We start from the raw sequence: 24,697 nt of genomic DNA on the forward strand, positions 1-24,697 counted from the left end.
CGATGCCGACGCGACAGGGTTGCCGGAGCGATCTGCTCGACAGGTGCCCGGGGAGGGTGCGGGGTGCGCCACAGGCCGGGCCGCCGCCGGGCGTGGCGACCGCTCGACGGCTACCGTGGAGATCATGAGTCACGGTGACGGGGGCGAGGGCGGCGGGCTGCGCCGCCCACGGGTCGGGCACATCCAGTTCCTGAACTGCCTGCCCATCTACTGGGGGCTGATGCGCTCCGGCGCGCTGCTCGACGTCGACCTGCACAAGGACTCCCCGGAGCGGCTCGGTGCCGCCCTGGTCGCCGGCGAGCTGGACATCGGCCCGATCTCGTTGGTCGAGTACCTGCGGCACGCCGACCAGTTCCTGCTGCTGCCGGACATCGCGGTCGGCAGCGACGGGCCGGTGCTGTCGGTGAACGTCGTCGCCACCCGGCCACTTGGCGAACTGTCCGGCCGGCCGGTGGCGCTGGGCTCCACCTCGCGGACCGGCGTGCTGCTGGCCCGGATGCTGCTGGCCGAGCGGTACGGCGTCGAACCGGACTACTTCACCTGCCCGCCGGACGTCACCCAGATGCTGCTGGAGGCTGACGCCGCTGTGCTGATCGGCGACGTCGCGTTGCGGGCCCACCACGAGGCGCCGGAGCGCGGTCTGGCCGTCATCGACCTGGGGCAGGCGTGGCGGGACTGGACCGGGCTGCCGATGGTCTTCGCCGTCTGGGCGGTCCGCCGGGACTTCGCCGCCGCCCACCCCGGCCAGGTCAAGGAGGTCCACCAGGCGTTCCTGCGATCGCGTGACCTCTGCCTCGCCGAGCTCGACGAGGTGGCGCGGTCCGCCGCTCGGTGGGAGCCGTTCGACGCGCCGACCTTGGCGTCGTACTTCCGGGCGTTGGACTTTTCGCTCGGCGACCGGCAGGTGGCCGGGCTGCGGGAGTTCGCCCGGCGGGCGGCCCGGTCGGGTGCCGCCCCGGCGCTGCCACCGGCGGGCCCCGAGTTCTTCCTGCCCTGACCGGCGCACTCCTCGGCTCAGCCGCCGGTCGAGGCGGTCGCCGCTGCCCGCAACTGCTCGGCCACCTCACGGCAGATCTGCCCGCCGTACGCGAATGGCCGGTCGGCCGGGAACCGGGTCATCACCCCGATGGTCCATCCGTCGCCGATCGCCAGGCAGTTGACGTGCCACTCCCGATCGGCGTCGCGGATGACCCAGCCGTTCTTGATGGCGATTCGAGCAGCTTCGGCTGCCGGGAATGCCTCGATCACCCCGAAGTCGCCGGGACTGCGTACGCTGCGCATCTCGGCCAGCAGCCAGTCGGTCCACTCGGCGCCGGCCGCCCGGCCGTCGGTGATGCACGCTCCGAGCCGGGCCACGTCGCGGGGGGAGAGCCGGGTGGTGCTCCACCGGTTCTCGGTCGAGCTGCGGCTGTCGGTGAGCCCGCAGATCCGGATCATCCGCTCGGTCGCCGCGGTTCGGCCGATCTCCTGCCACAGCTCCTCAGCGACCTGGTTGTCGCTGTCCCTGATCATGATCTCGAGCTGCCGCATCCGGAAGTCGTTCGGTGACCGGCCAGCCTCGGCCGAGGTACGCAGGTAGTCGGCGGCGATCCACGCCTTGATCAGCGACGCCGTGGTACTGGTCTCGGCCAGATTGGCCGATCCGTGGATCTCGCCGGTGCGTTGGTCGAGCATCGCCCACGACCACCAGCCGTCGACGGCGTCCAGCGATACCGTCACCGGTGCGACGCCCAGTGGCGACAGCGTCGGGTCGGGCTCCGGGGCCGGGCTCTCGCTCGGGCCGACCGTCGGCTGACGCCAGCGGGACCGCTGGTCGGCCGGCTGTTCGTCGGCGGCGGCCAACGGGGCGTCGGGAACCAGCCGCGGTCCGGCGATACCAGCGGCTGCCAGTGCGACTACGCCGAGCGCGATCAACGGCGTACGCCACCCGGCTCGGGCGTGGCGGGCCACGCCGCTCGGTCGGCGGGCCAGGAGCCGGAGTGGTCGGCCGCTCGGAAACCAGGAGGTGGGTGGCATCTCAGCTGGTCGGTGTCGCGGAGGGCGGCAGTACGGCGGGAGGCTGGATGGCGGCACCAGCGTGTGGGGTGACCAGTTGCCGGGCCACCTCACGGCAGATGCCCGCTCCGTACTCGAGGCCGTAAGGGCCCGGGTAACGAGTCATCACCGCGAGGACCCAGTCGTCGTGCACGGCCAGGCAGTTGAGATGCCACATGCCGTCCGCCCAGATCAGCGTCCAGCCGTTCTTGATGCCGACCGGCGACTCCCGCAACAGGCTCTCCGGTAGTCCATCGATGATGCCCCAGCGGCCACCGCCGGAGGTGGGTTCCTGCTCGGACGCGGCGATCCCGCCCCGCACCTGAGACATCTCGTCGAGCACCCAGTCCGTCCACAGCGGGCCGGCGGCGGTGCCGTTCTTGACGCACTCGCCCATCAGCACGGCATCGCGGGCGGACATCTGGGTGTAGCTCCACCAGACGTTGTCCTCCTCCGGCGGCACGACCATCCGGGTCTGCTGCAGGCCGCACATCTTGATCATCCGGGTGATCACGTCTTCGCCGCCGGCCCTGTAGAACAGCAGGTCCGTGGCCCGGTCGTCGCTATCACGGATGGCCAGGCTGGCCTGCTGCAGGATCGTCGAATCAGGCTCGGCGTCATCGAGCTGCCGTAGGTAGTCCGCGACGATCCAGATTTTGATCATCGATTCGGTGGAGCTGGTCTCGGTCATGTTGGCCGAGCCGCCGATCTCGCCACTGTCGCGGTCCAGCAGCGCCCAGGTCATGAAACCGTCGACCGGGACCGAAACCGGTACGGCCCGCAACGTCGGAACGGCCGGCGGCTCGGGGGACTCGGCCATGGCGAGGGTCGGATCGATCAGCTCGACGGCGGACCGGTTGGCGTCCGGCCCGGTTCCGCCGACGAACCGGGCCGAGGCGGTGGGGATCACCAGGACGGCACCGACCACCAGGGCTGCCAGCACGACAGTGAGTGTCACGCGTGAACTCATGGAAGGCGGCTCCGGGGAGTGAATCGGTGGTTTCAGCTCGTCGGTGCTCGGGCGGGTTACGTCGGCGAGGGAAGGTCCTCGTACCGGGTGTTCCTTGAAGTGCGGGTTTCTCCGACAGATGTGGGTCAGGTGGGCCGGTGCGCGCCTCGACACCGCCGCGCCATTGGGCAGTTTACGGGGCGAATCTTGGAGTGCCAGCCCTCGCGCGCCGGAGATCCTGGAGATGAGTGATGAATACAGATGATTAGTCCGAATAGCTGAGTATTTTCATGATGATAAGTGGATAAAAGTCACGTTCGCTTCGGCGCGTCTGGGCACTCGCTGTGCTGGACCGATCCCTGGCAGTGAAGATTTTTGAGTGCTGTTACAGGGCTTGGCTGCGACCGGGGTTTCTTGTAACACTATGTCGGTGGACGGTGACGACGCCCAGACGGTGAGTGGCGCCCGCAGCGGGATTCTCGACGAGGTCGAGGCCGCTGAAGCTGCCCTGCGCGACGCGGCGCTGCGCGGCCGGATCCCCGGTCCACGCGCCGCCGACGATCCGACCTGCCCCGGCAAACCGGGCGATCCCGACCGGGACTTCATCGAGATGATCGACGCCGACCAGAAGATCGAGCCGCGCGACTGGATGCCGGACGGCTACCGGCGCACACTGATCCGGCAGATCGCGCAACACGCGCACTCCGAGATCATTGGCATGCAGCCTGAGGGCAACTGGCTGACCCGGGCACCCAGCCTGCACCGCAAGGCGATCCTGCTGGCAAAGGTCCAGGACGAGGCCGGCCACGGGCTGTACCTGTACGCCGCGGCTGAAACCCTCGGCGTCAGTCGGGAAGAGTTGGTCGATTTGCTGCTCGCCGGCCGGCAGAAGTACAGCTCCATCTTCAACTACCCCACGCTGAGCTGGGCGGACGTCGGCGCGATCGGCTGGTTGGTGGACGGCGCGGCGATCATCAACCAGGTCCCGCTGTGCCGCTGCTCGTACGGCCCGTACGCCCGCGCCATGATCCGCATCTGCAAGGAGGAGTCGTTCCACCAGCGGCAGGGCTACGAGATCCTGCACACCCTCGCGCACGGCACACCGGCCCAACGTCAGATGGCCCAGGACGCGGTGGACCGCTGGTGGTACCCGTCGCTGGCGATGTTCGGGCCGCCGGACGCCGACTCGACCCATTCGGAGCAGTCGATGCGCTGGAAAATCAAGCGGTTCTCCAACGACGACCTGCGCCAACGCTTCGTTGACATGTGCGTCCAGCAGGTCGGTCCGCTCGGGCTCACCCTGCCCGATTCCGGCCTACGGTGGAACGAGCAGCGTCAGGCGTACGACTTCACTCCCCCGGACTACGACGAGCTGCTCCGGGTGATCCGTGGCGACGGGCCGTGCAACCGGCAGCGACTCGCCCACCGGCGGGCCGCGCACGCCGCCGGCGGCTGGGTCCGCGAGGCGTCCCGGGCGTACGCGGAGAAGCAGGCCGGCCGGCGGAAAGCCGGCGTCGCGACGGCGGGAGTGGGCGCTCCGCCGGTCGGAGCGGGTGCCGGATGAGCGGCGAACCGGTCCGGACCCCGCCCACCCCGCTGTGGGAGGTCTTCATCAGGTCCCGGCGCGGGCTTGCCCACACCCACGTCGGCAGCCTGCACGCGCCGGACGCGACGCTCGCCCTGCGGCACGCCCGCGACCTGTACACCCGCCGGCAGGAAGGCGTCTCCATCTGGGTGGTACCGGCGGAGTCGATCACCGCGTCCAGCCCCGACGAGAAGGACGCGTTCTTCGACCCGGCGGCCGACAAGGTCTACCGGCACCCGACGTTCTACCAGGTGCCGGACGGAGCGCGGCACCTGTGACCACGACACCCCCCGACCAGTTGCTCTGCTGGGCCGACGACGCGTTGATCACCGCCCAACGGCTCGCCGCCTGGTGCGCCCGCGCCCCCGAACTGGAGGAGGACGTCGCCCTCACCAACATCGCGCTCGACCAGCTCGGCGTGGCCCGGCTGCTGCTGTCGTACGCCGCCGAGCAGCCCACCCCCGATGCGGTGCCGGCCGCGCCGGCCGACCGGCCGGTCACCGAGGACACCCTGGCCTTTCTCCGCTCCGACCAGGAGTTTCGCAACTGCCTGCTGGTGGAGCTGCCGGACGACGACTACGCGATGACCATCGGCAAGCTGCTGTTCCTCGCCGCGTACCAGGTCCGGCTCTACGCCGTGCTGAGTGCCGGCGCCGACCAGCGGCTCGCCGCGATCGCCGGCAAGGCGGCCAAGGAGTCCACCTACCATCTCGACCACGCGCGGCTGTGGACCCTGCGGCTCGGCGACGGCACCGAGGAGTCGCACCGCCGCATGCAGTACGCGGTCGACGAACTCTGGCCGTACACCTATGAGCTGGTCGCCCCGGTGCCCGGCAGCGACCTGGCTGACCTGCGGTCCGACTGGCTCGCCACGGTCGGTCCCATCCTTGCCGAAGCGACCCTGGCCGCGCCTGGTGGCGGCTGGCGGCCCGGCGGCGGTCGGCTGGGCCGGCACACCGAACATCTGTCGTACCTGCTGGCCGAGATGCAGGTGGTGCACCGGGCCCACCCGGGTGCGCGATGGTGACCGGCCGCCCGGCAGCCGCTGGCGAGGCCAGCCCGGTTGCCGGTGTCGACAGCTCGGCCGCTGGCGGGGTCGGGTCGGCAGCCCGGGCGGCGGTCGAAGCCGTCGTCGACCCGGAGATCCGCGTACTCACCATCGCCGAGCTCGGCATCCTCCGTGCCGTCGAGGTCACCGAGGCCACCGGCGCGGTCAGGGTGACGGTCACTCCCACTTACAGCGGGTGCCCGGCGATGGAGCTGATCCGGGCCGAGATCCGGGCGGCGCTGCACCGGTCCGGCTTCACCGACGTCGTGGTCGTCACCGAACTGGCGCCCGCGTGGAGCACCGACTGGATCACCGAGGCGGGCCGGCACAAGCTCGCCGCCGCCGGGATCGCCCCACCTGCGTCAGCCACCACCGGTCCAGTACCCGTCCCGTTGGCCGTACGCTGCCCGGCCTGCGGCTCACCGCGCACCGAGCAGCTGAGCCGATTCGGTGCCACGGCCTGCAAGGCGCTGTGGCGGTGCCAGGACTGCACCGAGCCGTTCGAGCAGATGAAGGCGTTCTGATGGCGGTGACGATCAGCCGACCGGCGCGCCGACGCCCGGTGTTCCATCCACTCCCGGTCGCCGATGTCGACCAGCTCACCGCCGACGCCGTGGCGGTCACCTTCGCCGTACCACCCGAGCTGCGCGACGCGTACCGGTTCCAGGCCGGACAGCACTTGACCGTACGGCTGGTCGACCCGGCCGGCGGCCCGGAGGTCCGCCGCTCGTACTCCATCTGCTCGACCCCGGCGGAGCTCGCCGACCACGGCCGGCTGCGAATCGGCGTGCGGCACGTCGCCGGTGGCGCCTTCTCCGGGTACGCGGTGCGCCAACTTGCCGCCGGGACCACCGTTGAGGTGATGCCGCCGCTCGGGCATTTCACCACCGGGTTCGAGCCGGGCCGCAGCCGGTACTACGGCGCGCTGGCCGCCGGCTCCGGCATCACCCCGGTGTTGTCCCTGCTCGCCACCGGGTTGGCCACCGAGCCGGGCAGCCGGTTCACGCTCGTCTTCGGCAACCGGTCCGCGCACACCGTGATGTTCGCCGACGAGATCGCCGACCTGAAGGACCGGTACCCGGACCGGCTGCAGGTGGTGCACGTGCTGTCCCGCGAGACGCAGGACGCGGAGCTGCTCACCGGGCGGATCGACGCCGCCCGGTTCGGCCGGTTGCTGGACACCGTGGTGCCGGGACACCAGGTGGACGAATGGTTCCTCTGCGGACCGTACGCGCTGGTGATGACGGCCCGGCAGGTGCTCGCCGAGCGGGGCGTGCCGGACGAGGCCGTACACAGCGAACTCTTTCACGCCGGGGACGCGCGGCCGGCCGGCGCCGACGCGGTCACCGATGTCGACGCGGCACCAGGCACCGATCCGGCCGGCACCGAGGTGACCGTACTGCTCGACGGCCGGGCGTCGACGGTGCGGACGCGGCCGGAGGAGCGGGTGCTCGACGCGGCCCTACGAGTCCGGGCCGAGCTACCGTACGCCTGCAAGGGCGGGGTCTGCTCCACCTGCCGGGCGAAGATCGTCGACGGCGCGGTGACGATGGCCCGCAACTATGCCCTGGAGCCGGACGAGCTGGCGGCCGGTTACGTGCTTACCTGCCAGTCGACGCCCACCACGCCGACGCTCACCGTCGACTACGACGCCTGACTGTCGACTACGACGCCTGGCGTGAGTCACGGGGATGATCGTCGACCGAGCTGGTCGAGCAGTTGGCGGGCCTGCTGGTGGGAGGTGAGCCGGACGAACCGCAGACGGCGCCACTGGGGGTCGGCCGAAGCGGCCTGGAGGCGGCTCCGGTAACGGGCGTGCTGTTGCCAGGCCCAGACAATGATCGACTCTGCCGGATCGAGGCTGAACACGTTCGACCAGCGTTCCCGGTTGCCGTTCCACAGCTCCACCCGGCGCGCCGCACGGCGCACCGTACGTCGGACGATCTGCTGCATCACCTGCCGGCGCGGCAGGTCGAACCAGATCACCGTTTCGGTCCGCTGCCAGATCAGGTCGCGCACCGTCGAGTAGTTGCCGTCCACCACCCAGCCGTCGCCGGAGACTGCGGCCGCCACCCGTTCCCGGAACTGCGGCGTCGGCGTCGGCTGCCAGTCCTGCTGGTGGAACAGGGCGTCCAACTCGATGTGCGGCACACCGAGCCGTACGGCCAACTCGGCGGCCAGAGTGGACTTACCTGAGCCTGGTGCCCCCATGACCGACACCCGTCGCATGGATGCAGGCTAGCGTCAGGAGACCACCTTGGCACTGGCTTCGGAGGGCTGCTCGACGTGGGCGGTCCGCTGCTCGGGAATCGACGGTGCGCTCAACGTGACCTCGACCGTCTTTCGGGTGCCCCATCCGGTCTTCCAGCAGGTGACCACGCCGTACCACCGGGCGGCGCGCAGTACCAGCATCGCCCAGAGCACTGCGACCGGGGCGAGCGTCCAAGTCCCCAACTGGTACGCCGCCGACTGGTCGGACCGGCGGATCGCCAGGTAGCGGAGGCACTGTGCGTAGCCGATCGCCATTGGCACACAGATGAGCCAGGGTAACGCGGCCAGCGAGGGCTCCCGGATCGGTTGTACCACCGCGATGGTCAGGAACAGTGCGGTGGACAGTAGCGTCGTCGCCCATCGAATCAGGTGTAGCCAGTACGCCCACGACCGCAACGGCAGGTATCGCATCCGCCACAGTGACCGGATGAACGATCCGCGCATCCAGCGGATGAACATCCGCATGAAGTGGCCGGTCTGCTCCGGCATCAGCGCGAAGGCGAACGCGCTGGGCTGTTGCACGGTTCGGCCGCGCAGCATGGCGAACAGGGTCAGCATCGAGTCGTCGCTGAACGGCACCCGACGTCCTGCGAACCTTTCATGCAGATAGCTGTCCAGATTGTCGCGGATCACCTGGCCTCGGTAGACGGCGATGGGCCCCGAGTTGACCCAGACCGCGCCGAACACCGACAGGCTGGACCGATCGGTCAGCTGGCCGGTGACGAACCACAGGTCGGTGAACCGGGTCAGGAACGACGCGTGAACATTGGCTGCCATCACGATCCCGGCGACGGACTGCACCGTCTGATCAGCGAGGGGTTTGAGTAGCTCGTTGAGTGTTTCCGGGTCGCTGATCGTGTCCGAGTCGACCGTCCAGTACACATCCGCGTCCGGCGCCTGGCCGACCCCGGCCGCCTGCGCGTGTCTCTTGCCGGCATTGTCCTGGCGCAGCCATACCGGCCGGATGCCACTGTCGCTGGCTGCCCGCTGAAACCAGATGCGGGTCTCGGCGTACCCGACGTCGCCGGTGGTGGAGCCGTCATCCACCACGACGATCGTCTGCGGCCGTCGTCGTTGACCGATCATGGACTCGAGGCATGCGCGCAGCGCGGCGGGGTCCTCGTTGTACGCGGGGACCAACGCGGCCACGTCCAGCGTGTCGAGGAGCCGCTGTCTGGCCGGGCCAACCTGGTAGGGCTGGTTGAGGTAGGCAAATCCCAGCTGCCACACCAGCAGTCCGTACATCAGGATGTAGATCGCCGCGAACTGATGCCCGTTGCCTGCGCTGAGTAAACCGATTGCTGCAAACGCGTGGTGGGCCGCCCATACCGCAACTGCCGCCAGAAGGAATGCTGCGGCGGTGAGGATCCGGCCCCTGACGAGGGCCGCGGTCATCGATGGGCGGCGGAGCGACCTCGACGGAACGACAACCGGATGAGAACCGCTCCGATGATGATCATGACTGCTGCGGTGACTGCCATCATGAGTGGCAGTGGCAGGCTGAGCTGCCCGAGACCGGCCACACCACCGAGGGTGACCGCAAGGTTCGCGCCGGTCCGCGGCAGGGAATCACCTGACATGACGTTGTCTCCTTGACTGCGGGCGGATAGGGGGATTTTGCGCACGAGGGTTCGCCGAGATCGGTATTCGGCGGCACGTTCGGACGGGGGTCCGGTTGATGTATGGGAGACGGAGACCCGACTGGCTGTTGTGATGCCGGCCGAAGGCGGTGACCGGGCGGTGCCTGGTTCGGCCGCAGCCAAGAGTAGTTGCGTCGGCGACAAAGCGCTAGATGCATCATCGCCTGTGAATCACATGACAAACGTGAGTTCATCTGCGTTGCGATCGCATTTCTGAATGCTCTTCGTGACTCATTCTCGGGTTTGTTCACGTTATGCGGCCTGGCCCATACGAGTTGCGAGTCGGCCGGTCAATCGATCGTTCCGCTCTGCTTGGCCGAACCGCCGACAGCGGGAGCACCGGCCAGCGGTCGACGATGGATCAGCCCCTGGGCGGCCAGGGCCGCTGCCGCAGCAGCCAGCGGCAGGGCCGGCAACGCGTACCGGGGCTCGTACATGCCGATCGCCACGGTGAACACGGCCAACCCTGGGCCGGCGACCACCAGCAGTACGGTGTCGAGCCGGATCCAGCCGGCGACCCGCCGTCCGGCGGCCAGCGCCGCGACGGTCAGCAGCACCGCCAACGACATCACCACCGGGATGCCCCGGGTCCAGCTGCCGTACTGGTGCAGTGCCCGGGTCAGCGGGGTGGCCGGGTCCGCGACGACCGGCTCGGCGACCGCTGCCTGGTATCCGGTGGACGCCTGGGCTGGCGGACAGCTCTGCTCGACGCGTACGTCGGCGGAGCGGAACCGGACCGGCGGCACCAGCCGCTGCCGCAGGCACTCGTTCATCGGCCCGAGGTACAGACCGGGGACGAAGTGTGCCGCGCTCTCCCGGCCGACCGTCGCGAGGTAGTCGCCGGGCTGCTGGCTGATCACCGACCGGGAGAAGCTGGTCAGCACCTGGGCGCCCTCCGAGGTGTACACCCAGTCGCCGAGTCGGGCCGGCCGCCGCCAGAAGAACGCGTCGGCCCGGTCCCAGCGCTGGTCGGGCGGCTGGTCGGGGCAGGCGATTCGCTCCTCGTCGGTCAGCTCGATGCGGTCGCAGTCGGCGATCATCGCGGCCCGGCCGTACAGGGCGGTGCCGCTCTGCGCGCTGTAGACGCTCTGCCGGTCGCCGATCCAGACCATCACCATGACGTACGGCACGCCGAAGGCGAGCAGGTAGCCCAGCACCGGCCGCCAGCCGACCCGACGTACCACCAGATAGCCGGCGAGCAGCACGGCCACCGGCAGCGCGGTGGGTTTGGTCACCCAGGCGACGGCGATCAGCCCGCCAGACGCGACGGCCGCCACCGGACCGGGGCGGGGCGACCAGAGCAGCGCCCCGACGGCGGCGGCGAACAGCACCATGAACATCAGGTCGGGCAGCAGGTAGTGCCCCATGGTGAGGACCAGGGAGTCGAAGATCAGCGGTACGGCGGCCAGGGTGGCCAGCCAGCGGACCACGCCCCGGCGCAGCAGCAGGGCGTACAGGCCGACGGCGAGCAGCAGGCCGAGCAGGTGTTGCACGGCTGCGACGGCGGCGAGCGTCCGGATCTGCTGTAGCGCGGACAGCAGCAGCACGTAGCCGATCGGCCGGTTCGGGTGCGGCTCCAGCGGCTGCTGCAGCATCAGCAGGTACTCGCCGCTGTCGCCGTGGAACCAGAACGCCGGCTGATACGCGACCAGGTAGGCGATCCGCAGTCCGAAACCGGCGGCGAGCAGGATCACCAGGGGCAGGTGGCGGCGCAGTGGCGTCATCCGGTCGCTCTGCCCCTCCCTCGACATGGCAGTACGCTTCATGCGTGACTACCAGCCGGGAGATCGACAGCATCCTGCAGCGTGGCGCCGACGGTGGGCGGATCTCCGCCGAGGAGGCGCTGCTGATCTACACCGAAGCGCCGTTCCACGCCCTCGGCGAGGCCGCGGACGCGGTGCGCCGTCGCCGGTACCCGGACAACGTCGTGACGTATCTGATCGATCGCAACATCAATTACACCAACGTCTGCGTCACCGCGTGTCGTTTCTGCGCTTTCTACCGGGCGCCCAAGCACGCCGAGGGCTGGGCCCACCCAATCGAGGAGATTCTGCGTCGCTGCGGCGAGGCGGTCGAGCTGGGCGCTACCCAGGTGATGCTCCAGGGTGGCCACCATCCCGATTTCGGGGTGGAGTACTACGAGCAGCTGTTCGGCGCGGTCAAGGCGGCGTACCCCCGGTTGGTGATCCACTCGATCGGGCCGAGCGAGATCCTGCACATGGCGAAGGTGTCCGACGTCTCGCTGGACGAGGCGATCACCCGGATCAAGGCCGCCGGGCTGGACTCGATCGCCGGCGCTGGCGCCGAGATGCTGCCGGACCGACCCCGTCGGGCGATCGCCCCCCTCAAGGAGTCCGGGGCGCGCTGGCTGGAGGTCATGGAGCTGGCGCACCGGCACGGCATCGAGTCGACCGCCACGATGATGATGGGCACCGGGGAGACCAACGCGGAGCGGATCGAGCATCTGCGGATGATTCGGGACGTCCAGGACTCCACCGGTGGTTTCCGGGCGTTCATTCCCTGGACCTATCAGCCGGAGAACAACCATCTCAAGGGCCGCACCCAGGCGACGACCCTGGAGTATCTACGGATGATCGCGGTCTCCCGGCTCTTTTTCGACCAGGTGGCGCATCTGCAGGCGTCCTGGCTGACCACCGGCAAGGACGTCGGGCAGTTGGCGCTGCACATGGGGGTCGACGATCTCGGTTCGATCATGCTGGAGGAGAACGTGATCTCCTCAGCCGGTGCCCGGCACCGGTCGAACCTGCACGAGCTGATCTGGATGATCCGTTCGGCGGGCCGGATCCCCGCCCAGCGGGACACCGAGTACCACCACCTCGCTGTGCACCGTGATCCGGCGGACGACCCGACCGACGAGCGGGTGGTGTCGCACTTCTCGTCGATCGCGTTGCCCAATGGCGGGGCCCGCCGCGATTTGCCGCTGGTCGACGCGCGTTGACTGACCGGACGTGCACTGACCGGCCCGGATTCGTCCGATCGGGTGGCTGGTGAGGCCGACCAGTCAGCCCTTCTCGGCTGGCGGGTGGGCCGGTGGTCGGCCGGTCGTGGCGGGCAGCGCTGTCGATGCGGCGAGTTGGCGCGAACCTTAGGCCAAGGGGCCATAACGTGTTGATCACGAGGGGCGCGAAGCTTGCCGTCGGCCGCTAACGTCCTCGTCAACAACGTTCCGGCAGCCGCCCGCGCCGCGACGCCGTCCCCTTGGTCGTCGCAGGTCACGTCCCCTGATGGCGGTGGTCGCCGGAGCCGTACTCCAGCGGTCCGAGGGGGCCGTCTACATAACGCACGGCAGTACGGGCGAGGTGGTTCAACCCACCTCGCCCGTACTGTATGTGGCCTCGGTCACCCTTGCCGCCGGCCCCGCGCCGCAGGTCGGGACGGGCGACTGGCAAAGTGGTCGGGCGTGACTGACATCCCGCCGCCGGTCCGCGCCGGCCTGGACAAGCAGCCGGCCGAGGTCGCCGCGATGTTCGACGGCGTGGCCGGCCGGTACGACCTGACCAACACGGTGATCTCCTTCGGCCAGGACCGACGGTGGCGCCGCGCCACCCGGGCGGCGCTCGACCTGCTTCCCGGCGACCGGGTGCTCGACGTCGGCGCCGGCACCGGGGTCTCCACCGCCGAACTCGGCCGGGGCGGGGTGTGGGCCGTCGGTTCGGACATCTCGCTCGGCATGCTGCGGGCCGGCCGCCGGGCCCGTCCACAGGTGCCACTGCTCGCCGGGGACGCCCTGGCGTTGCCGTTCCGGGACGCCAGCTTCGACGCGGTGACCATCTCGTTCGCGCTGCGCAACGTGGTCGACACCGACGCCGCGCTGGCCGAGTTGGCCCGGGTGACCCGGCCCGGCGGGCGGCTGGTGGTGTGCGAGTTCAGTCAGCCGACCAGTCCCGCCTTCCGGACGCTCTACCTGTCCTATCTGATGCGGTCGTTGCCGGCGGTGGCCCGTGCGGTGGCGAGCAACCCGGATGCGTACGTCTATCTGGCCGAGTCCATCCGGCAGTGGCCGGACCAGGCGGCGCTCGCCGGGCGGATCGCGGCGGCGGGGTGGCGGTCGGCGCAGTGGCGCAATCTCACCGGTGGGATCGTGGCGCTGCACCGCGCCACCCGGCGGTAGCGCCGTGCCACCGGAAAGTAGCGCCGTGCGGCCGTACGTCGGATCCGGGTGTTCGGGCGACGGGCGGTCACTCCTCGGTGTCCGTCAATGGGTGATTTCGGGTCGTCGGTCACCCGCCGAGGTCGCTACCTCGCAGGGTTAGGGTCGCCTAACCGATTGCCGCCCTGTTAACGGTTCTAGACTCACCTGCGAGACGGCTTGTGAAGCATTTCACGAGCGACTGAGAGGCGAACGGGAGGTGGCTGTGAGCGAGACCGAAGCCGATGTGATCGTCGTCGGGGCGGGCCCCGGCGGTTCCGCGACCGCCTTCCACCTCGCCCGGCACGGCGTACGGGTGCTCCTGCTGGAGAAGACCACCTTTCCCCGGGAGAAGGTCTGTGGTGACGGGCTCACGCCCCGTGCCGTCAAGCAGTTGATCAAGTTGGGTGTCGACACCTCGCCCGAGGCCGGCTGGCTGCGCAACCGCGGCCTGCGGGTGATCGGCGGCGGCATCCGGCTCGAGCTCGACTGGCCGGACCTGGCCAGCTTCCCCAACTACGGCCTGGTCCGGACCCGACTGGACTTCGACGACCTGCTGGCCCGACAGGCGGTCGAGGCGGGAGCGGTGCTGCACACCGGCACCAACGTGGTGGCTCCGGTACTGGACGCCACCGGGCGGGCGGTCGGCGTGACCGCCGAGGTCGGCCCGGACAAGCAGCCGGCCACCTTCCATGCCCCGTTGATCGTCGCCGCGGACGGGGTGTCCGGCCGGTTCCCGCTCGCCATGGGGCTGGCCAAGCGCGAGGACCGGCCGATCGGGGTCGCGGTCCGACGGTACTACCGGTCGCCGGCGCGGCACCGGGACGAGTACCTGGAGTCCTGGCTGGAGCTGCGCAGCCGGGAGGGCGGCGAAAAGCTGCTGCCCGGCTACGGCTGGATCTTCGGCATGGGCGACGGCCGGGTCAACGTCGGCCTGGGCGTGCTCAACTCGTCCAGCGCCTTCGGCAAGACCAACTACCGGCGGATGCTGACCGACTGGCTGGGCAGCACGCCACCGGACTGGGGGCTGGCCGACGAGGCCAACGCCGACGGCCCGACCCTCGGCGCGGCCCTGCCGATGGGCTTTAACCGGGTCCCGCACTACACCCGGGGAGTTCTGCTGGTCGGTGACTCCGGCGGTATGGTCAACCCGTTCAACGGCGAAGGCATCGCGTACGCGATGGAGTCCGGTGAGCTGGCCGCCGAGGTGGCGGTGCAGGCGTTGGCCCGGCCGGCCGGCGCCGACCGGGAGCGGGCGCTGGCGCACTACCCGAACGAGCTGAAGGCCCGCTACGGCGGCTACTACCGGCTCGGGAACATCTTCGTGAAGATGATCGGCAACCCACAAATCATGCGAATCGCTACCAAGCACGGCATGCCGCATCCGACACTGATGCGGTTCGTGCTGAAGCTGCTGGCGAACCTGACCGATCCGCGTGGCGGGGACGCGATGGACCGGATGATCAACGCGATGACCAAGGTGGCTCCGGCCGTGTGACGCCGCCGGCATCACCCCCGGGCCGTCGGCCCACCGCAGTAGTCGCCAGGATGGGGCAACGACGCCCGGTCCCGGCGGGAGACATCACAGATCGCTGAAACTGACCGCGGGCAGGGAAGGACGAGCAGGAGAAGCCCATGTCGCTCTCGCCTTACATACCCATCGTCGGGGTGTTCGCCCTCGCCTCGGCCTTCGCGCTGTTCTCGGTGGCGGCCGCCCGGCTGGCCGGGCCGCTGCGCTACAACCGGGCCAAGCTCGAAGCGTACGAGTGTGGGATCGAGCCCAGCCCGGAGCCGGTCGGCGGCGGTCGGATCCCGATCAAGTTCTATCTGACCGCGATGATGTTCATCATCTTCGACATCGAGATCATCTTCCTGATCCCGTGGGCGGTCTCGCTGGACCCGCTCGGCGCGTTCGGCTACGTCGCGGTCTCGCTGTTCATCGTCGCCGTCTCGGTCGCCTACGTGTACGAGTGGCGGCGCGGCGGGCTCGACTGGGACTGACGGAGGAACCATGGGAATCGAGGAGAAACTCCCCGCCGGCGTACTGCTCACCTCGGTGGAGAAGCTGGTCAACTGGTCCCGCAAGACCTCCGTCTGGGGGGCGACCTTCGGACTGGCCTGCTGCGCGATCGAAATGATGGCGGCCGGTGCCCCGCACTACGACATGGGTCGCTGGGGCATGGAGGTGTTCCGGGCCTCGCCGCGGCAGGCGGACCTGATGATCGTCGCCGGCCGGGTCAGTCAGAAGATGGCCCCGGTGCTGCGGCAGATCTACGACCAGATGGCCGAGCCCCGCTGGGTGTTGTCGATGGGGGTCTGTGCCTCCAGCGGCGGCATGTTCAACAACTACGCCATCGTGCAGGGCGTGGACCACGTGGTGCCGGTCGACATGTACCTGCCCGGCTGCCCGCCCCGCCCGGAGATGCTCATCGACGCGGTCCTCAAGCTGCGGGAGAAGATCGGCCACGAGCCGCTCGGCCCGAACGGCCGCAGGATGCTGGAGGCCCGCCGGGCCCGCGGTGACGTGCCGGTGGTCGCGCCCGGGGCGATGCCATCGTCGTACCGCTCCGACAAGGCCCGCCGGGCCGAGTGGGAGCAGGCCGTCCGGGAGGGCCGCGAGGAGCAGCTGCGGATCGAGAACTGGATGAAGGCCCAGAACCACCTGCACGCCCGGGAGCGGCTGAAGTGATTCCCGCGTCGACCAGCGAAAGGACGATCCAGTGACCGGGCCCACCAACGCGCCCAGTGAGCAGCCGGGCGGTGGCGTACCCGCCGCCGCCCCGCCGGTCGGGGCGACCAGCGGCGCGCCGGCCGAGTTCCCGCCGGCCAGCGGGGCCGGCCGGGGAATGTTCGGCATCCAGGGCTCCGGCGACACGTCCGGCTTCGGCGGCCTGGTCCGCCGCCGGTCCAGCGTGGCCGGCAGCGAACGGCCGTACGGCGGCTACTTCGACGAGGTGTGCGACGCCCTCGAGGAGGCGTACCCGGCCTTCGCCGACGCGATCGAAAAGGTCGTGGTCGACCGGGGTGAGCTGACCCTGCACATCAAGCCGGAGCGGATTGCCGAGGTCTGTCGGGTGATGCGCGACGACGAGGCGCTGCGCTTCGAACTCTGCTCCTCGGTGTCCGGGGCGGACTACCTGGGTGCCGACGAGCGTCGGCTGCACGTCGTCTACCAGCTGACCTCGATGACCTACCGGCGCCGGGTCCGGCTGGAGGCGGCGGTCACCGCCGAGGATCCGCACCTGCCGAGCGTCACCGCCGTCTACCCGACCGCCGACTGGCAGGAACGGGAGACGTACGACATGTTCGGGGTGATCTTCGACGGCCACCCGGCGCTGACCCGGATCCTGATGCCGGACGACTGGGAGGGCCACCCGCAGCGCAAGGACTACCCGCTGGGCGGTGTCCCGGTGGAGTACAAGGGTGCCGAGATCCCACCGCCGGACAAGCGGAGGAGCTACCAATGACGGCCGGATACGCAACCGAACGCGAGACCGACGAGGGCAAGGTCTTCACCGTCACCGGTGGCGACTGGGACACCGTGGTCGGCGGTACGGACCCGCTCACCGACGAGCGGATCATCGTCAACATGGGGCCGCAGCACCCGTCCACCCACGGGGTGCTGCGCCTGGTGCTGGAGCTGGAGGGGGAGACCGTCCGGGAGGCTCGGACGGTCGTCGGCTACCTGCACACCGGGATCGAGAAGAACCTCGAGTACCGCAACTGGGTGCAGGGCACCACGTTCGTCACCCGGATGGACTACCTGGCGCCGATCTTCAACGAGACGGCGTACAGCCTGGCGGTGGAGAAGCTGCTCGGGATCACCGACGACGTCACCGAGCGGGCGAACACCATCCGGGTGCTGATGATGGAGCTCAACCGGATCTCCTCGCACCTGATCTGGCTGGGCACCACCGGCCTGGAGCTCGGCGCGATCTCGATCATGCTGTACTGCTTCCGGGAGCGCGAGTACATCCTGGAGATCTTCGAACTGGTCTCCGGGCTCCGGATGAACATGGCCTACGTGCGGCCCGGCGGGGTCGCCCAGGACGTGCCGGACGAGGCGATCGCCAAGATCCGCGAATTCCTCAAGGTGATGCCGAAGCGGCTCAAGGAGTACGAGGACCTGCTCTCCGGGCAGCCGATCTGGCTGGAGCGGACGCAGAACGTCGCGGTGCTCGACGTCACCGGCTGCCTCGCGCTGGGCGTCACCGGGCCGGTGCTCCGCTCCGCCGGGCTGGCCTGGGACCTGCGCAAGACCATGCCGTACTGCGGCTACGAGGACTACGAGTTCGACGTGCCGACCACGCCGACCGCCGACGTCTGGGGCCGTTACCTGGTCCGGATGGCCGAGATGCGCGAGTCGCTGAAGATCATCGAGCAGGCGTTGGACCGGCTGAAGCCCGGTCCGATCATGGTCGCCGACAAGAAGATCGCCTGGCCGGCGCAGTTGGCCATCGGCGTGGACGGCATGGGCAACTCGCTGGAGCACGTCGCCAAGATCATGGGCCAGTCGATGGAGTCGCTGATCCATCACTTCAAGCTGGTGACCGAGGGCTTCCGGGTGCCGCCCGGCCAGGTGTACGTCGGCATCGAGTCGCCCCGCGGCGAGTTGGGCGTGCACGCCGTCTCCGACGGCGGCACCAGGCCGTACCGGGTGCACTACCGCGAACCGAGCTTCGTCAACCTCCAGGCGATCCCGGCCATGGCCGAAGGCGGGCTGCTCGCCGACGTGATCGCCGGGGGCGCCTCGTTGGACCCCGTGATGGGTGGGTGTGACCGCTGATGGGCTTCAGTCAGGAAACGCACGACCGGGCCCGGGAGATCATCGCCCGCTACCCGGCGGACCGCTCCCGGTCGGCACTGCTGCCACTGCTGCACCTGGTGCAGTCCGAGGAGGGCTACGTCTCGCCGGCCGGCGTCGAGTTCTGCGCCGAAGCGCTGGGCATCAACAAGGCCCAGGTCAGCGCAGTCGCCACCTTCTACACCATGTACAAGCGCCGGCCCACCGGTGACTGGCTCGTCAGCGTCTGCACCAACACCATGTGCGACGTACTCGGCGGCCAGCGGGTCTACGACGCGCTCAGCGAGCACCTCGGTGTCGGGCACGAGGAGACCACCGCCGACGGCACCATCACCCTGGAGCACGCCGAGTGCCTGGCCGCCTGCGACTACGGCCCGGTGATGACGGTCAACTACGACTTCTTCGACAAGGTCGACCCGGACGTCGCGCTCGGCGTTGTCGAGGAGTTGCGCGCCGGCGGCCGCCCGGCACCCACCCGGGGTGCCCGGCTGTGCACGCTGAAGGAGATGTCGCTGCAGCTGGCCGGCTTCTCCGACACCCGCGAGGGCGCGGTCGCCGACGGACCGGCCGGCGATGCCACGCTGCGCGGCCTGCGGCTGGCCCAGCAGCACGGCGTCTCGGTCGCCGGCTTCGACCCGAACACACCGATCAGCGGCGACACCCCCGCCCCGGCACCCAGCCGGCCGGCACCGGCGGCGACCGGCAGCACCGCCCCGGACGTCAAGGCACCGCAGGCCAAGTCGCCGGAGATCCGGGCCGCCGAGACCCGCGCCCCGGACGCGAAGACCCCGGCCCCGGATGCCCCCGGCACCACCGTGCCGACCGACCGGGCCGAGCCGGACAGCGACGCCGAGGCCGCCGAGTCGGCCGGCGCCGCCGCCAACCCGCCCGCCGGTGACGCCAAGCCGGCCGGCGACAACTCGCAGCCACAGCGCGGGTCGCTGCGGGACGCGCGCAGCGAGGAGGGCACCCGATGACCCAGCCGCGACCGGAAACCCTGCAGAAGCTGACCCCGGTGCTGACCAAGCGTTGGTTGTCACCGGACGCCTGGAAGATCGACGTCTACCAGCAGCTAGACGGCTACGCCGCGCTGCGCAAGGTGCTGACCGGTACGCCGGACGGCCGGGGCCGCGACGCCGACCCGGTGCACCCGGACGACCTGATCAAGCTGATCAAGGACTCCGGGCTGCGCGGCCGGGGCGGGGCCGGCTTCCCCACCGGCCTCAAGTGGGGGTTCATCCCACAGGGCGACGGCAAGCCGCACTACCTGGTGGTCAACGCCGACGAGGGCGAGCCGGGCACCTGCAAGGACCTGCCGCTGATGATGTACGACCCGCACTCGCTGGTCGAAGGCGTCATCATCGCCTCGTACGCGATCCGGGCCAGCCGCGCCTACATCTACATCCGGGGTGAGGCGGTGCACGCCGCCCGCCGGCTGCGCAACGCGGTCGACGAGGCATACCGGGCCGGCTACCTCGGCAAGGACATCCTCGGCTCCGGGTTCGACCTGGACCTGGTGGTGCACAGCGGGGCGGGTGCCTACATCTGCGGCGAGGAGACGGCACTGCTGGACTCCCTCGAAGGGTTCCGTGGCCAGCCCCGGCTGCGTCCGCCGTTCCCGGCCACCCACGGCCTGTACGCCTGCCCGACCGTGGTCAACAACGTCGGCACCATCTCCAGCGTGCCGTACATCGTGCTCGGTGGCGCCGCCTGGTGGAAGAGCATGGGTACGGAGAAGTCGTCCGGCCCGATGATCTACTCGCTGTCCGGCCGGATCGCCAACCCGGGGCAGTACGAGTGCTCGATGGGCATCACCCTGCGCGAGCTGATTGAGCTGGCCGGCGGGATGCAGCCCGGTCACGAGCTGCGGTTCTGGACGCCCGGCGGTTCGTCGACCCCGCTGCTCACCGCCGAGCACCTGGACGTACCGCTGGATTTCGAAGGGGTGGCCGGCGCCGGCTCGATCCTCGGCACCACCGCCACCCAGATCTTCTCCGACCAGGACTGTCCGGTGTACGCCACCTACCGGTGGCTGGAGTTCTACCACCACGAGTCGTGCGGCAAGTGCACCCCGTGCCGGGAGGGCAACTACTGGATGGTGCGGGTCTTCCGGCGGATCCTCGCCGGTCAGGGCACCCACGAGGACCTGGACACCCTGCTCGACACCTGCGACAACATCCTCGGCCGCTCGTTCTGCGGCCTCGGCGACGGCGCGACCAGCTCGGTGACGTCCTCGCTGAAGTACTTCAAGCAGGACTACCTCGACTACATCGAGGGCCGCACGGCACCGAAGCTGTCGGAGAAAGCATTGGTAGGTGCGCACTAATGGCAGAGGTAGCCAAGACCACCGAGACGGTGACGTTGACCATCGACGGTGTCGAGGTCACCGCGCCCAAGGGCGCACTGTTGATCCGGGTGGCCGAGAAGCTGGGCATCGAGATCCCCCGGTTCTGCGATCACCCGCTGCTCGCCCCGGCCGGCGCCTGCCGGCAGTGCCTGGTCGACGTGGAGGGGCAGCGTAAACCGGTCGCCTCCTGCACCCAGACCGTCGCCGACGGCATGGTGGTCCGCACCCAGCTCACCTCCGAGGTGGCCAAGAAGGCCCAGCAGGGGATCATGGAGCTGCTGCTGGTCAACCACCCGCTCGACTGCCCGATGTGCGACAAGGGTGGCGAGTGCCCGCTGCAGAACCAGGCGATGTCCACCGGCCGGCCGGACTCCCGCTTCCACGAGCACAAGCGGGAGTACCCGAAGCCCGTCGAGATCTCCACCCAGGTGCTGCTGGACCGCGAGCGCTGCGTGCTCTGCCAGCGCTGCACCCGGTTCTCCGAGGAGATCGCCGGCGACGCATTCATCGACCTGATGGACCGCTCCTCCGGCGAGCAGATCAACGTCTACCGGGACGAGGCGTTCGGCGCCGAACCGACGCCGGACGGTGAAGGCGACGGCGACGTGCCGTTCAACTCCTACTTCTCCGGCAACACGGTGCAGATCTGCCCGGTCGGCGCGCTCACCGGTGCCCAGTACCGGTTCCGGGCCCGCCCGTTCGACCTGGTCTCCTCGCCGAGCGTCTGTGAGCACTGCTCGGCCGGCTGCGCGCAGCGTACCGACCACCGGCGCGGCAAGGTGATGCGCCGGCTGGCCGGCGACGACCCGGCGGTCAACGAGGAGTGGAACTGCGACAAGGGCCGGTGGGGGTTCCGCTACGCCACCGCCACCAACCGGCTCACCACCCCGCTGGTCCGCGACGCCGGCACCGGTGAGCTGCGCGAGGCGTCCTGGAGCGAGGCCCTTGCGGTCGCCGCCGACGGGCTGCGCAACGCCCGCGACGGGGCATACGGCGTCGGGGTGCTCACCGGCGGTCGGCTCACCGTCGAGGACGCCTACGCGTACGCCAAGTTCGCCCGGGTGGCGCTGCGCACCAACGACATCGACTTCCGGGCCCGACCGGTCACCGGTGCCGCCGGCTCCACCGAGGAGGCCGATTTCCTGGCCGCCCGGGTGGCCGGCAACTCCGACGTCACCTACGCCGACATCGAGCGGGCCCCGGTGGTGGTGATCGCCGGGCTGGAGCCGGAGGAGGAGTGCCCGATCCTCTTCCTGCGGCTACGCAAGGCGTACACCAAGAAGGGGCTGCGGGTGATCGCCCTGGCCCCGTACCTGAGCCGGGGCCTGGAGAAGCTGGGCGCCACGTTGGTGCCGACCGTGCCCGGCGACGAGGCGCGGCTGCTCACCGAGGACCGCGCGGTCACCGAGGCGCTCGGCCGGTCCGGCGCGATCCTGCTCGTCGGCGAGCGGCTGGCCACCGTACCCGGTGGGTTGTCGACCGCCGGCGCGGTCGCCGAGCGGGCCGGCGCGAAGCTGGCCTGGGTGCCGCGGCGGGCCGGCGACCGGGGCGCGGTCGACGCCGGCTGCCTGCCGAACCTGCTGCCCGGCGGCCGTCCGGTCGCCGACGCGGCCGCGCGGGCGGAGCTGACCGGGGCCTGGGACATCGGTGCCGGGACCATTCCGTCCGAGCCTGGCCGCGACGTCGACGCGATCGTCGCGGCGACCGCCGCCGGCAAGATCGGCGCGCTGGTCGTCGCCGGGGTCGACCCAGCCGATCTGGCCGACCCGCGGCTCGCCGAGCAGGCCCTCGACGCGGTGCCGTTCCTGGTCAGCCTGGAGATCCGGCACAGCGCGGTGACCCGCCGCGCGGACGTGGTCCTGCCGGTGGCGCCGGCGGTGGAAAAGGCCGGCAGCTACCTCGACTGGGAGGGCCGGCTGCGTACCTTCGAGGCGGTGCTGAACACCACCGCGATGGCCGACTCCCGGGTGCTCGACGCGCTCGCCGCCCAGCTCGGTGTCGCGCTCGGCACCGGCGAGGTGAACCTGATCCGCCGGGAGCTCGGCGCGCTGCCGGCCACCAAGGCGCAGCGTCCCGGGCTGCCGCTGGTCGACCCGACGGCACCGGCCCGCCCGGGTGCCGGCGAGGCGGTGCTGGCCACCTGGCACCACCTGATCGACCTCGGCACCCTCACCGACGGTGATCCCTACCTGGGTGGCACCGCACGGCCGCCGGTGGTCCGGCTGGCCAAGTCACTGGCCGGAGCGCTCGGGGTGGCCGACGGGGATCCGGTCACCGTCGGCACCGACCGGGGCGCGGTCACCCTGCCGGCGGCGGTCACCGATCTGCTGCCCGACGGGGTGGTCTGGCTACCGACGAACTCGCCCGGTTCGACGGTGCGCCGCAACCTCGGCGCGGTCTCCGGCGCACTGGTCAAGGTCAGCGCCGTCACCGGCTCGGACGGCACGGCTAGCGGCTCGGACGGCAACGGGCGGATCAGCCACAACGGCGCGACGAACCCGAACCTAGGGGGTCTGCGGTGAACCCACTGGCACAGGAACCGACGCTGTCCGACTTCGGGCTGGACCCCTGGTGGCTGATCCTGATCAAGGTGGTCTTCGCCTTTGTCTTCGGGCTGCTGGGCACCCTGCTCGGGGTCTGGTTCGAGCGGCGGGTGGTCGGCCGGATGCAGGTCCGCCCCGGCCCCAACCAGGCCGGCCCGTTCGGCCTGCTGCAGACCCTGGCCGACGGGCTGAAGATGGCCTTCAAGGAGGACATCCTCCCCAAGGCGTCGGACAAGGTGGTCTACTTCTTCGCCCCGACCATCTCGGTGATCTGCGCGGTCACCGCGCTGTCGGTCATCCCGTTCGGCCCGATGGTGAGCATCTTCGGCACCCGGACCCCGCTGCAGGTCACCGACGTGCCGGTGGCGGTGCTGGTGCTGCTGGCCTGCTCGTCGATGGGTGTGTACGGGCTGGTGCTCGGCGGCTGGGCGTCCGGGTCGACGTACCCGCTGCTCGGTGGCCTGCGCTCGACGGCGCAGGTGATCTCGTACGAGATCGCGCTCGGGTTGTCGGTGGTCGGCGTCTTCATGACCGCCGGCACCATGTCGACCAGCGGAATCGTCGCCGCCCAGTCCGGCGGTGACCTGTTCACCTCGATCGGTGGGTTCGACCTGTACGCCCCGGGCTGGTACGCGATCCTGCTGCTGCCCAGCTTCATCATCTTCTTCATCGCTGCGGTGGCGGAGACCAACCGGGCGCCGTTCGATCTGCCCGAGGCGGAGTCCGAGCTGGTCGCCGGGTACATGACCGAGTACAGCTCGCTGAAGTTCGCGTTGTTCATGCTCTCCGAGTACGTCGCCATGGTGACCATGTCGGCGGTGACGGTGACACTGTTCCTCGGCGGCTGGCGGGCCCCCTGGCCGATCAGCATCTGGGACGGGGCGAACAGCGGCTGGTGGCCGATGCTCTGGTTCATGGGCAAGGTGATCGCGCTGATCTTCGTCTTCGTCTGGCTCCGCGGCACCCTGCCCCGGCTGCGCTACGACCAGTTCATGCGGTTCGGCTGGAAGGTGCTGCTGCCGATCAACCTGGCCTGGATCCTGGCCCTCGGCGGGATCCGGGTGACCAGCGGCTGGGAGCGCAACGACCGGCTGATCGCGATCGGTATCCCGGTCGCCATCCTGCTCGCCGTGGTGATCTTCTGGCCGACGCGCAAGGAGCGGCCGGCGCCGACCCTGCAGGAGCAGGTCGACTCACGGCCACCGGGCAGCTTCCCGCTGCCCCCGATGGACCTGCAGGTCCCGCCCAGCCCACGGGCCAAGCGGGCGGTAGCCGAACGGGAGCCGGCCCAGGTCGGTCCCGCCACCGACGACAAGGAGGTGTGAC

At 70.1% G+C, this 24,697-nt stretch carries 22 protein-coding genes; 17 read left to right on the top strand and 5 right to left on the bottom strand.

The window, feature by feature from the left end:
* The first annotated feature begins 124 nt into the window (after positions 1-124).
* Positions 125-997 carry a menaquinone biosynthesis protein gene (locus O7621_RS06955; protein WP_282233262.1) on the top strand — a complete coding sequence of 291 codons (873 nt, stop codon included), beginning with the start codon at positions 125-127 and terminating at the stop codon, positions 995-997.
* A gap of 17 nt (positions 998-1,014) precedes the next feature.
* Here O7621_RS06955 and O7621_RS06960 read toward each other — a convergent pair whose 3' ends face one another.
* Together O7621_RS06960 and O7621_RS06965 are read right to left on the bottom strand one after the other, a co-directional pair.
* Positions 1,015-1,950 carry a serine hydrolase gene (locus O7621_RS06960; RefSeq protein WP_282233263.1) on the bottom strand — a complete coding sequence of 312 codons (936 nt, stop codon included), beginning with the start codon at positions 1,948-1,950 and terminating at the stop codon, positions 1,015-1,017.
* Positions 1,951-2,017: 67 nt separating this feature from the next.
* The gene (locus tag O7621_RS06965) at positions 2,018-3,004 is read right to left on the bottom strand and encodes a serine hydrolase (RefSeq protein WP_282233264.1); all 987 of its coding nucleotides are present in this window, start codon (positions 3,002-3,004) and stop codon (positions 2,018-2,020) included.
* A gap of 403 nt (positions 3,005-3,407) precedes the next feature.
* Between O7621_RS06965 and paaA the strand changes: the two genes are divergently transcribed.
* The 5 genes from paaA to paaE are packed head-to-tail and all read left to right on the top strand — an operon-like array spanning position 3,408 to position 7,273.
* Positions 3,408-4,547: a 1,2-phenylacetyl-CoA epoxidase subunit PaaA gene (paaA, locus tag O7621_RS06970; RefSeq protein WP_282233265.1), complete on the top strand. Its 1,140-nt coding sequence runs from the start codon at positions 3,408-3,410 to the stop codon at positions 4,545-4,547.
* Positions 4,544-4,846: a 1,2-phenylacetyl-CoA epoxidase subunit PaaB gene (paaB, locus tag O7621_RS06975; RefSeq protein ID WP_282233266.1), complete on the top strand. Its 303-nt coding sequence runs from the start codon at positions 4,544-4,546 to the stop codon at positions 4,844-4,846. Before paaA ends, paaB begins: the two co-directional genes overlap by 4 nt.
* On the top strand, positions 4,843-5,595 hold the full coding sequence (gene paaC / locus O7621_RS06980; RefSeq protein ID WP_282233267.1) for a 1,2-phenylacetyl-CoA epoxidase subunit PaaC: 753 nt from the start codon (positions 4,843-4,845) through the stop codon (positions 5,593-5,595). Before paaB ends, paaC begins: the two co-directional genes overlap by 4 nt.
* Positions 5,592-6,140: a 1,2-phenylacetyl-CoA epoxidase subunit PaaD gene (paaD, locus tag O7621_RS06985; RefSeq protein WP_282233268.1), complete on the top strand. Its 549-nt coding sequence runs from the start codon at positions 5,592-5,594 to the stop codon at positions 6,138-6,140. Before paaC ends, paaD begins: the two co-directional genes overlap by 4 nt.
* Positions 6,140-7,273: a 1,2-phenylacetyl-CoA epoxidase subunit PaaE gene (gene paaE, locus O7621_RS06990; protein WP_282233269.1), complete on the top strand. Its 1,134-nt coding sequence runs from the start codon at positions 6,140-6,142 to the stop codon at positions 7,271-7,273. Before paaD ends, paaE begins: the two co-directional genes overlap by 1 nt.
* Before the next feature lie 26 nt (positions 7,274-7,299).
* Here paaE and O7621_RS06995 read toward each other — a convergent pair whose 3' ends face one another.
* From O7621_RS06995 to O7621_RS07005, 3 genes are all read right to left on the bottom strand, one after another.
* On the bottom strand, positions 7,300-7,845 hold the full coding sequence (locus O7621_RS06995) for an AAA family ATPase (protein ID WP_282233270.1): 546 nt from the start codon (positions 7,843-7,845) through the stop codon (positions 7,300-7,302).
* 15 nt (positions 7,846-7,860) lie between these two features.
* The gene (locus O7621_RS07000) at positions 7,861-9,132 is read right to left on the bottom strand and encodes a glycosyltransferase (RefSeq protein ID WP_282233271.1); all 1,272 of its coding nucleotides are present in this window, start codon (positions 9,130-9,132) and stop codon (positions 7,861-7,863) included.
* Positions 9,133-9,817: 685 nt separating this feature from the next.
* Positions 9,818-11,293: a phospholipid carrier-dependent glycosyltransferase gene (locus O7621_RS07005; protein ID WP_282233272.1), complete on the bottom strand. Its 1,476-nt coding sequence runs from the start codon at positions 11,291-11,293 to the stop codon at positions 9,818-9,820.
* 2 nt (positions 11,294-11,295) lie between these two features.
* Between O7621_RS07005 and mqnC the strand changes: the two genes are divergently transcribed.
* The 11 genes from mqnC (at position 11,296) to nuoH (ending at position 24,696) form a co-directional block, all read left to right on the top strand.
* On the top strand, positions 11,296-12,486 hold the full coding sequence (gene mqnC / locus O7621_RS07010; RefSeq protein WP_282233273.1) for a cyclic dehypoxanthinyl futalosine synthase: 1,191 nt from the start codon (positions 11,296-11,298) through the stop codon (positions 12,484-12,486).
* A gap of 471 nt (positions 12,487-12,957) precedes the next feature.
* Positions 12,958-13,659: a demethylmenaquinone methyltransferase gene (locus O7621_RS07015; RefSeq protein ID WP_282234478.1), complete on the top strand. Its 702-nt coding sequence runs from the start codon at positions 12,958-12,960 to the stop codon at positions 13,657-13,659.
* Positions 13,660-13,903: 244 nt separating this feature from the next.
* The gene (locus O7621_RS07020; RefSeq protein ID WP_282233274.1) at positions 13,904-15,175 is read left to right on the top strand and encodes a geranylgeranyl reductase family protein; all 1,272 of its coding nucleotides are present in this window, start codon (positions 13,904-13,906) and stop codon (positions 15,173-15,175) included.
* 137 nt (positions 15,176-15,312) lie between these two features.
* Complete coding sequence (locus O7621_RS07025) at positions 15,313-15,678, top strand: NADH-quinone oxidoreductase subunit A (protein ID WP_123607118.1); 366 nt, start codon at positions 15,313-15,315, stop codon at positions 15,676-15,678.
* A 10-nt stretch (positions 15,679-15,688) separates the two neighbouring features.
* Positions 15,689-16,366 carry an NADH-quinone oxidoreductase subunit B gene (locus O7621_RS07030; protein WP_282233275.1) on the top strand — a complete coding sequence of 226 codons (678 nt, stop codon included), beginning with the start codon at positions 15,689-15,691 and terminating at the stop codon, positions 16,364-16,366.
* 31 nt (positions 16,367-16,397) lie between these two features.
* Positions 16,398-17,144, top strand: coding sequence for an NADH-quinone oxidoreductase subunit C (locus O7621_RS07035; protein ID WP_282233276.1), 747 nt, complete (start codon positions 16,398-16,400; stop codon positions 17,142-17,144).
* The gene (locus O7621_RS07040) at positions 17,141-18,463 is read left to right on the top strand and encodes an NADH-quinone oxidoreductase subunit D (RefSeq protein WP_282233277.1); all 1,323 of its coding nucleotides are present in this window, start codon (positions 17,141-17,143) and stop codon (positions 18,461-18,463) included. The genes O7621_RS07035 and O7621_RS07040 overlap by 4 nt, the downstream gene beginning before the upstream one ends.
* The gene (nuoE, locus tag O7621_RS07045; RefSeq protein WP_282234479.1) at positions 18,460-19,458 is read left to right on the top strand and encodes an NADH-quinone oxidoreductase subunit NuoE; all 999 of its coding nucleotides are present in this window, start codon (positions 18,460-18,462) and stop codon (positions 19,456-19,458) included. Before O7621_RS07040 ends, nuoE begins: the two co-directional genes overlap by 4 nt.
* Positions 19,455-20,807, top strand: a complete 1,353-nt coding sequence (gene nuoF, locus O7621_RS07050; protein WP_278173310.1) for an NADH-quinone oxidoreductase subunit NuoF — start codon at positions 19,455-19,457, stop codon at positions 20,805-20,807. Before nuoE ends, nuoF begins: the two co-directional genes overlap by 4 nt.
* Positions 20,807-23,350 (top strand): NADH-quinone oxidoreductase subunit G, encoded by a 2,544-nt coding sequence (locus O7621_RS07055; protein ID WP_282233278.1) that lies wholly within the window; start codon positions 20,807-20,809, stop codon positions 23,348-23,350. The genes nuoF and O7621_RS07055 overlap by 1 nt, the downstream gene beginning before the upstream one ends.
* Positions 23,347-24,696: an NADH-quinone oxidoreductase subunit NuoH gene (nuoH, locus tag O7621_RS07060; RefSeq protein ID WP_123607125.1), complete on the top strand. Its 1,350-nt coding sequence runs from the start codon at positions 23,347-23,349 to the stop codon at positions 24,694-24,696. Before O7621_RS07055 ends, nuoH begins: the two co-directional genes overlap by 4 nt.
* The last annotated feature ends 1 nt before the right edge of the window (position 24,697 follow it).

Origin of the sequence: Solwaraspora sp. WMMD937 (genome assembly GCF_029581175.1) — a bacterium.
In the GTDB taxonomy this organism is placed as follows: domain Bacteria; phylum Actinomycetota; class Actinomycetes; order Mycobacteriales; family Micromonosporaceae; genus Micromonospora_E.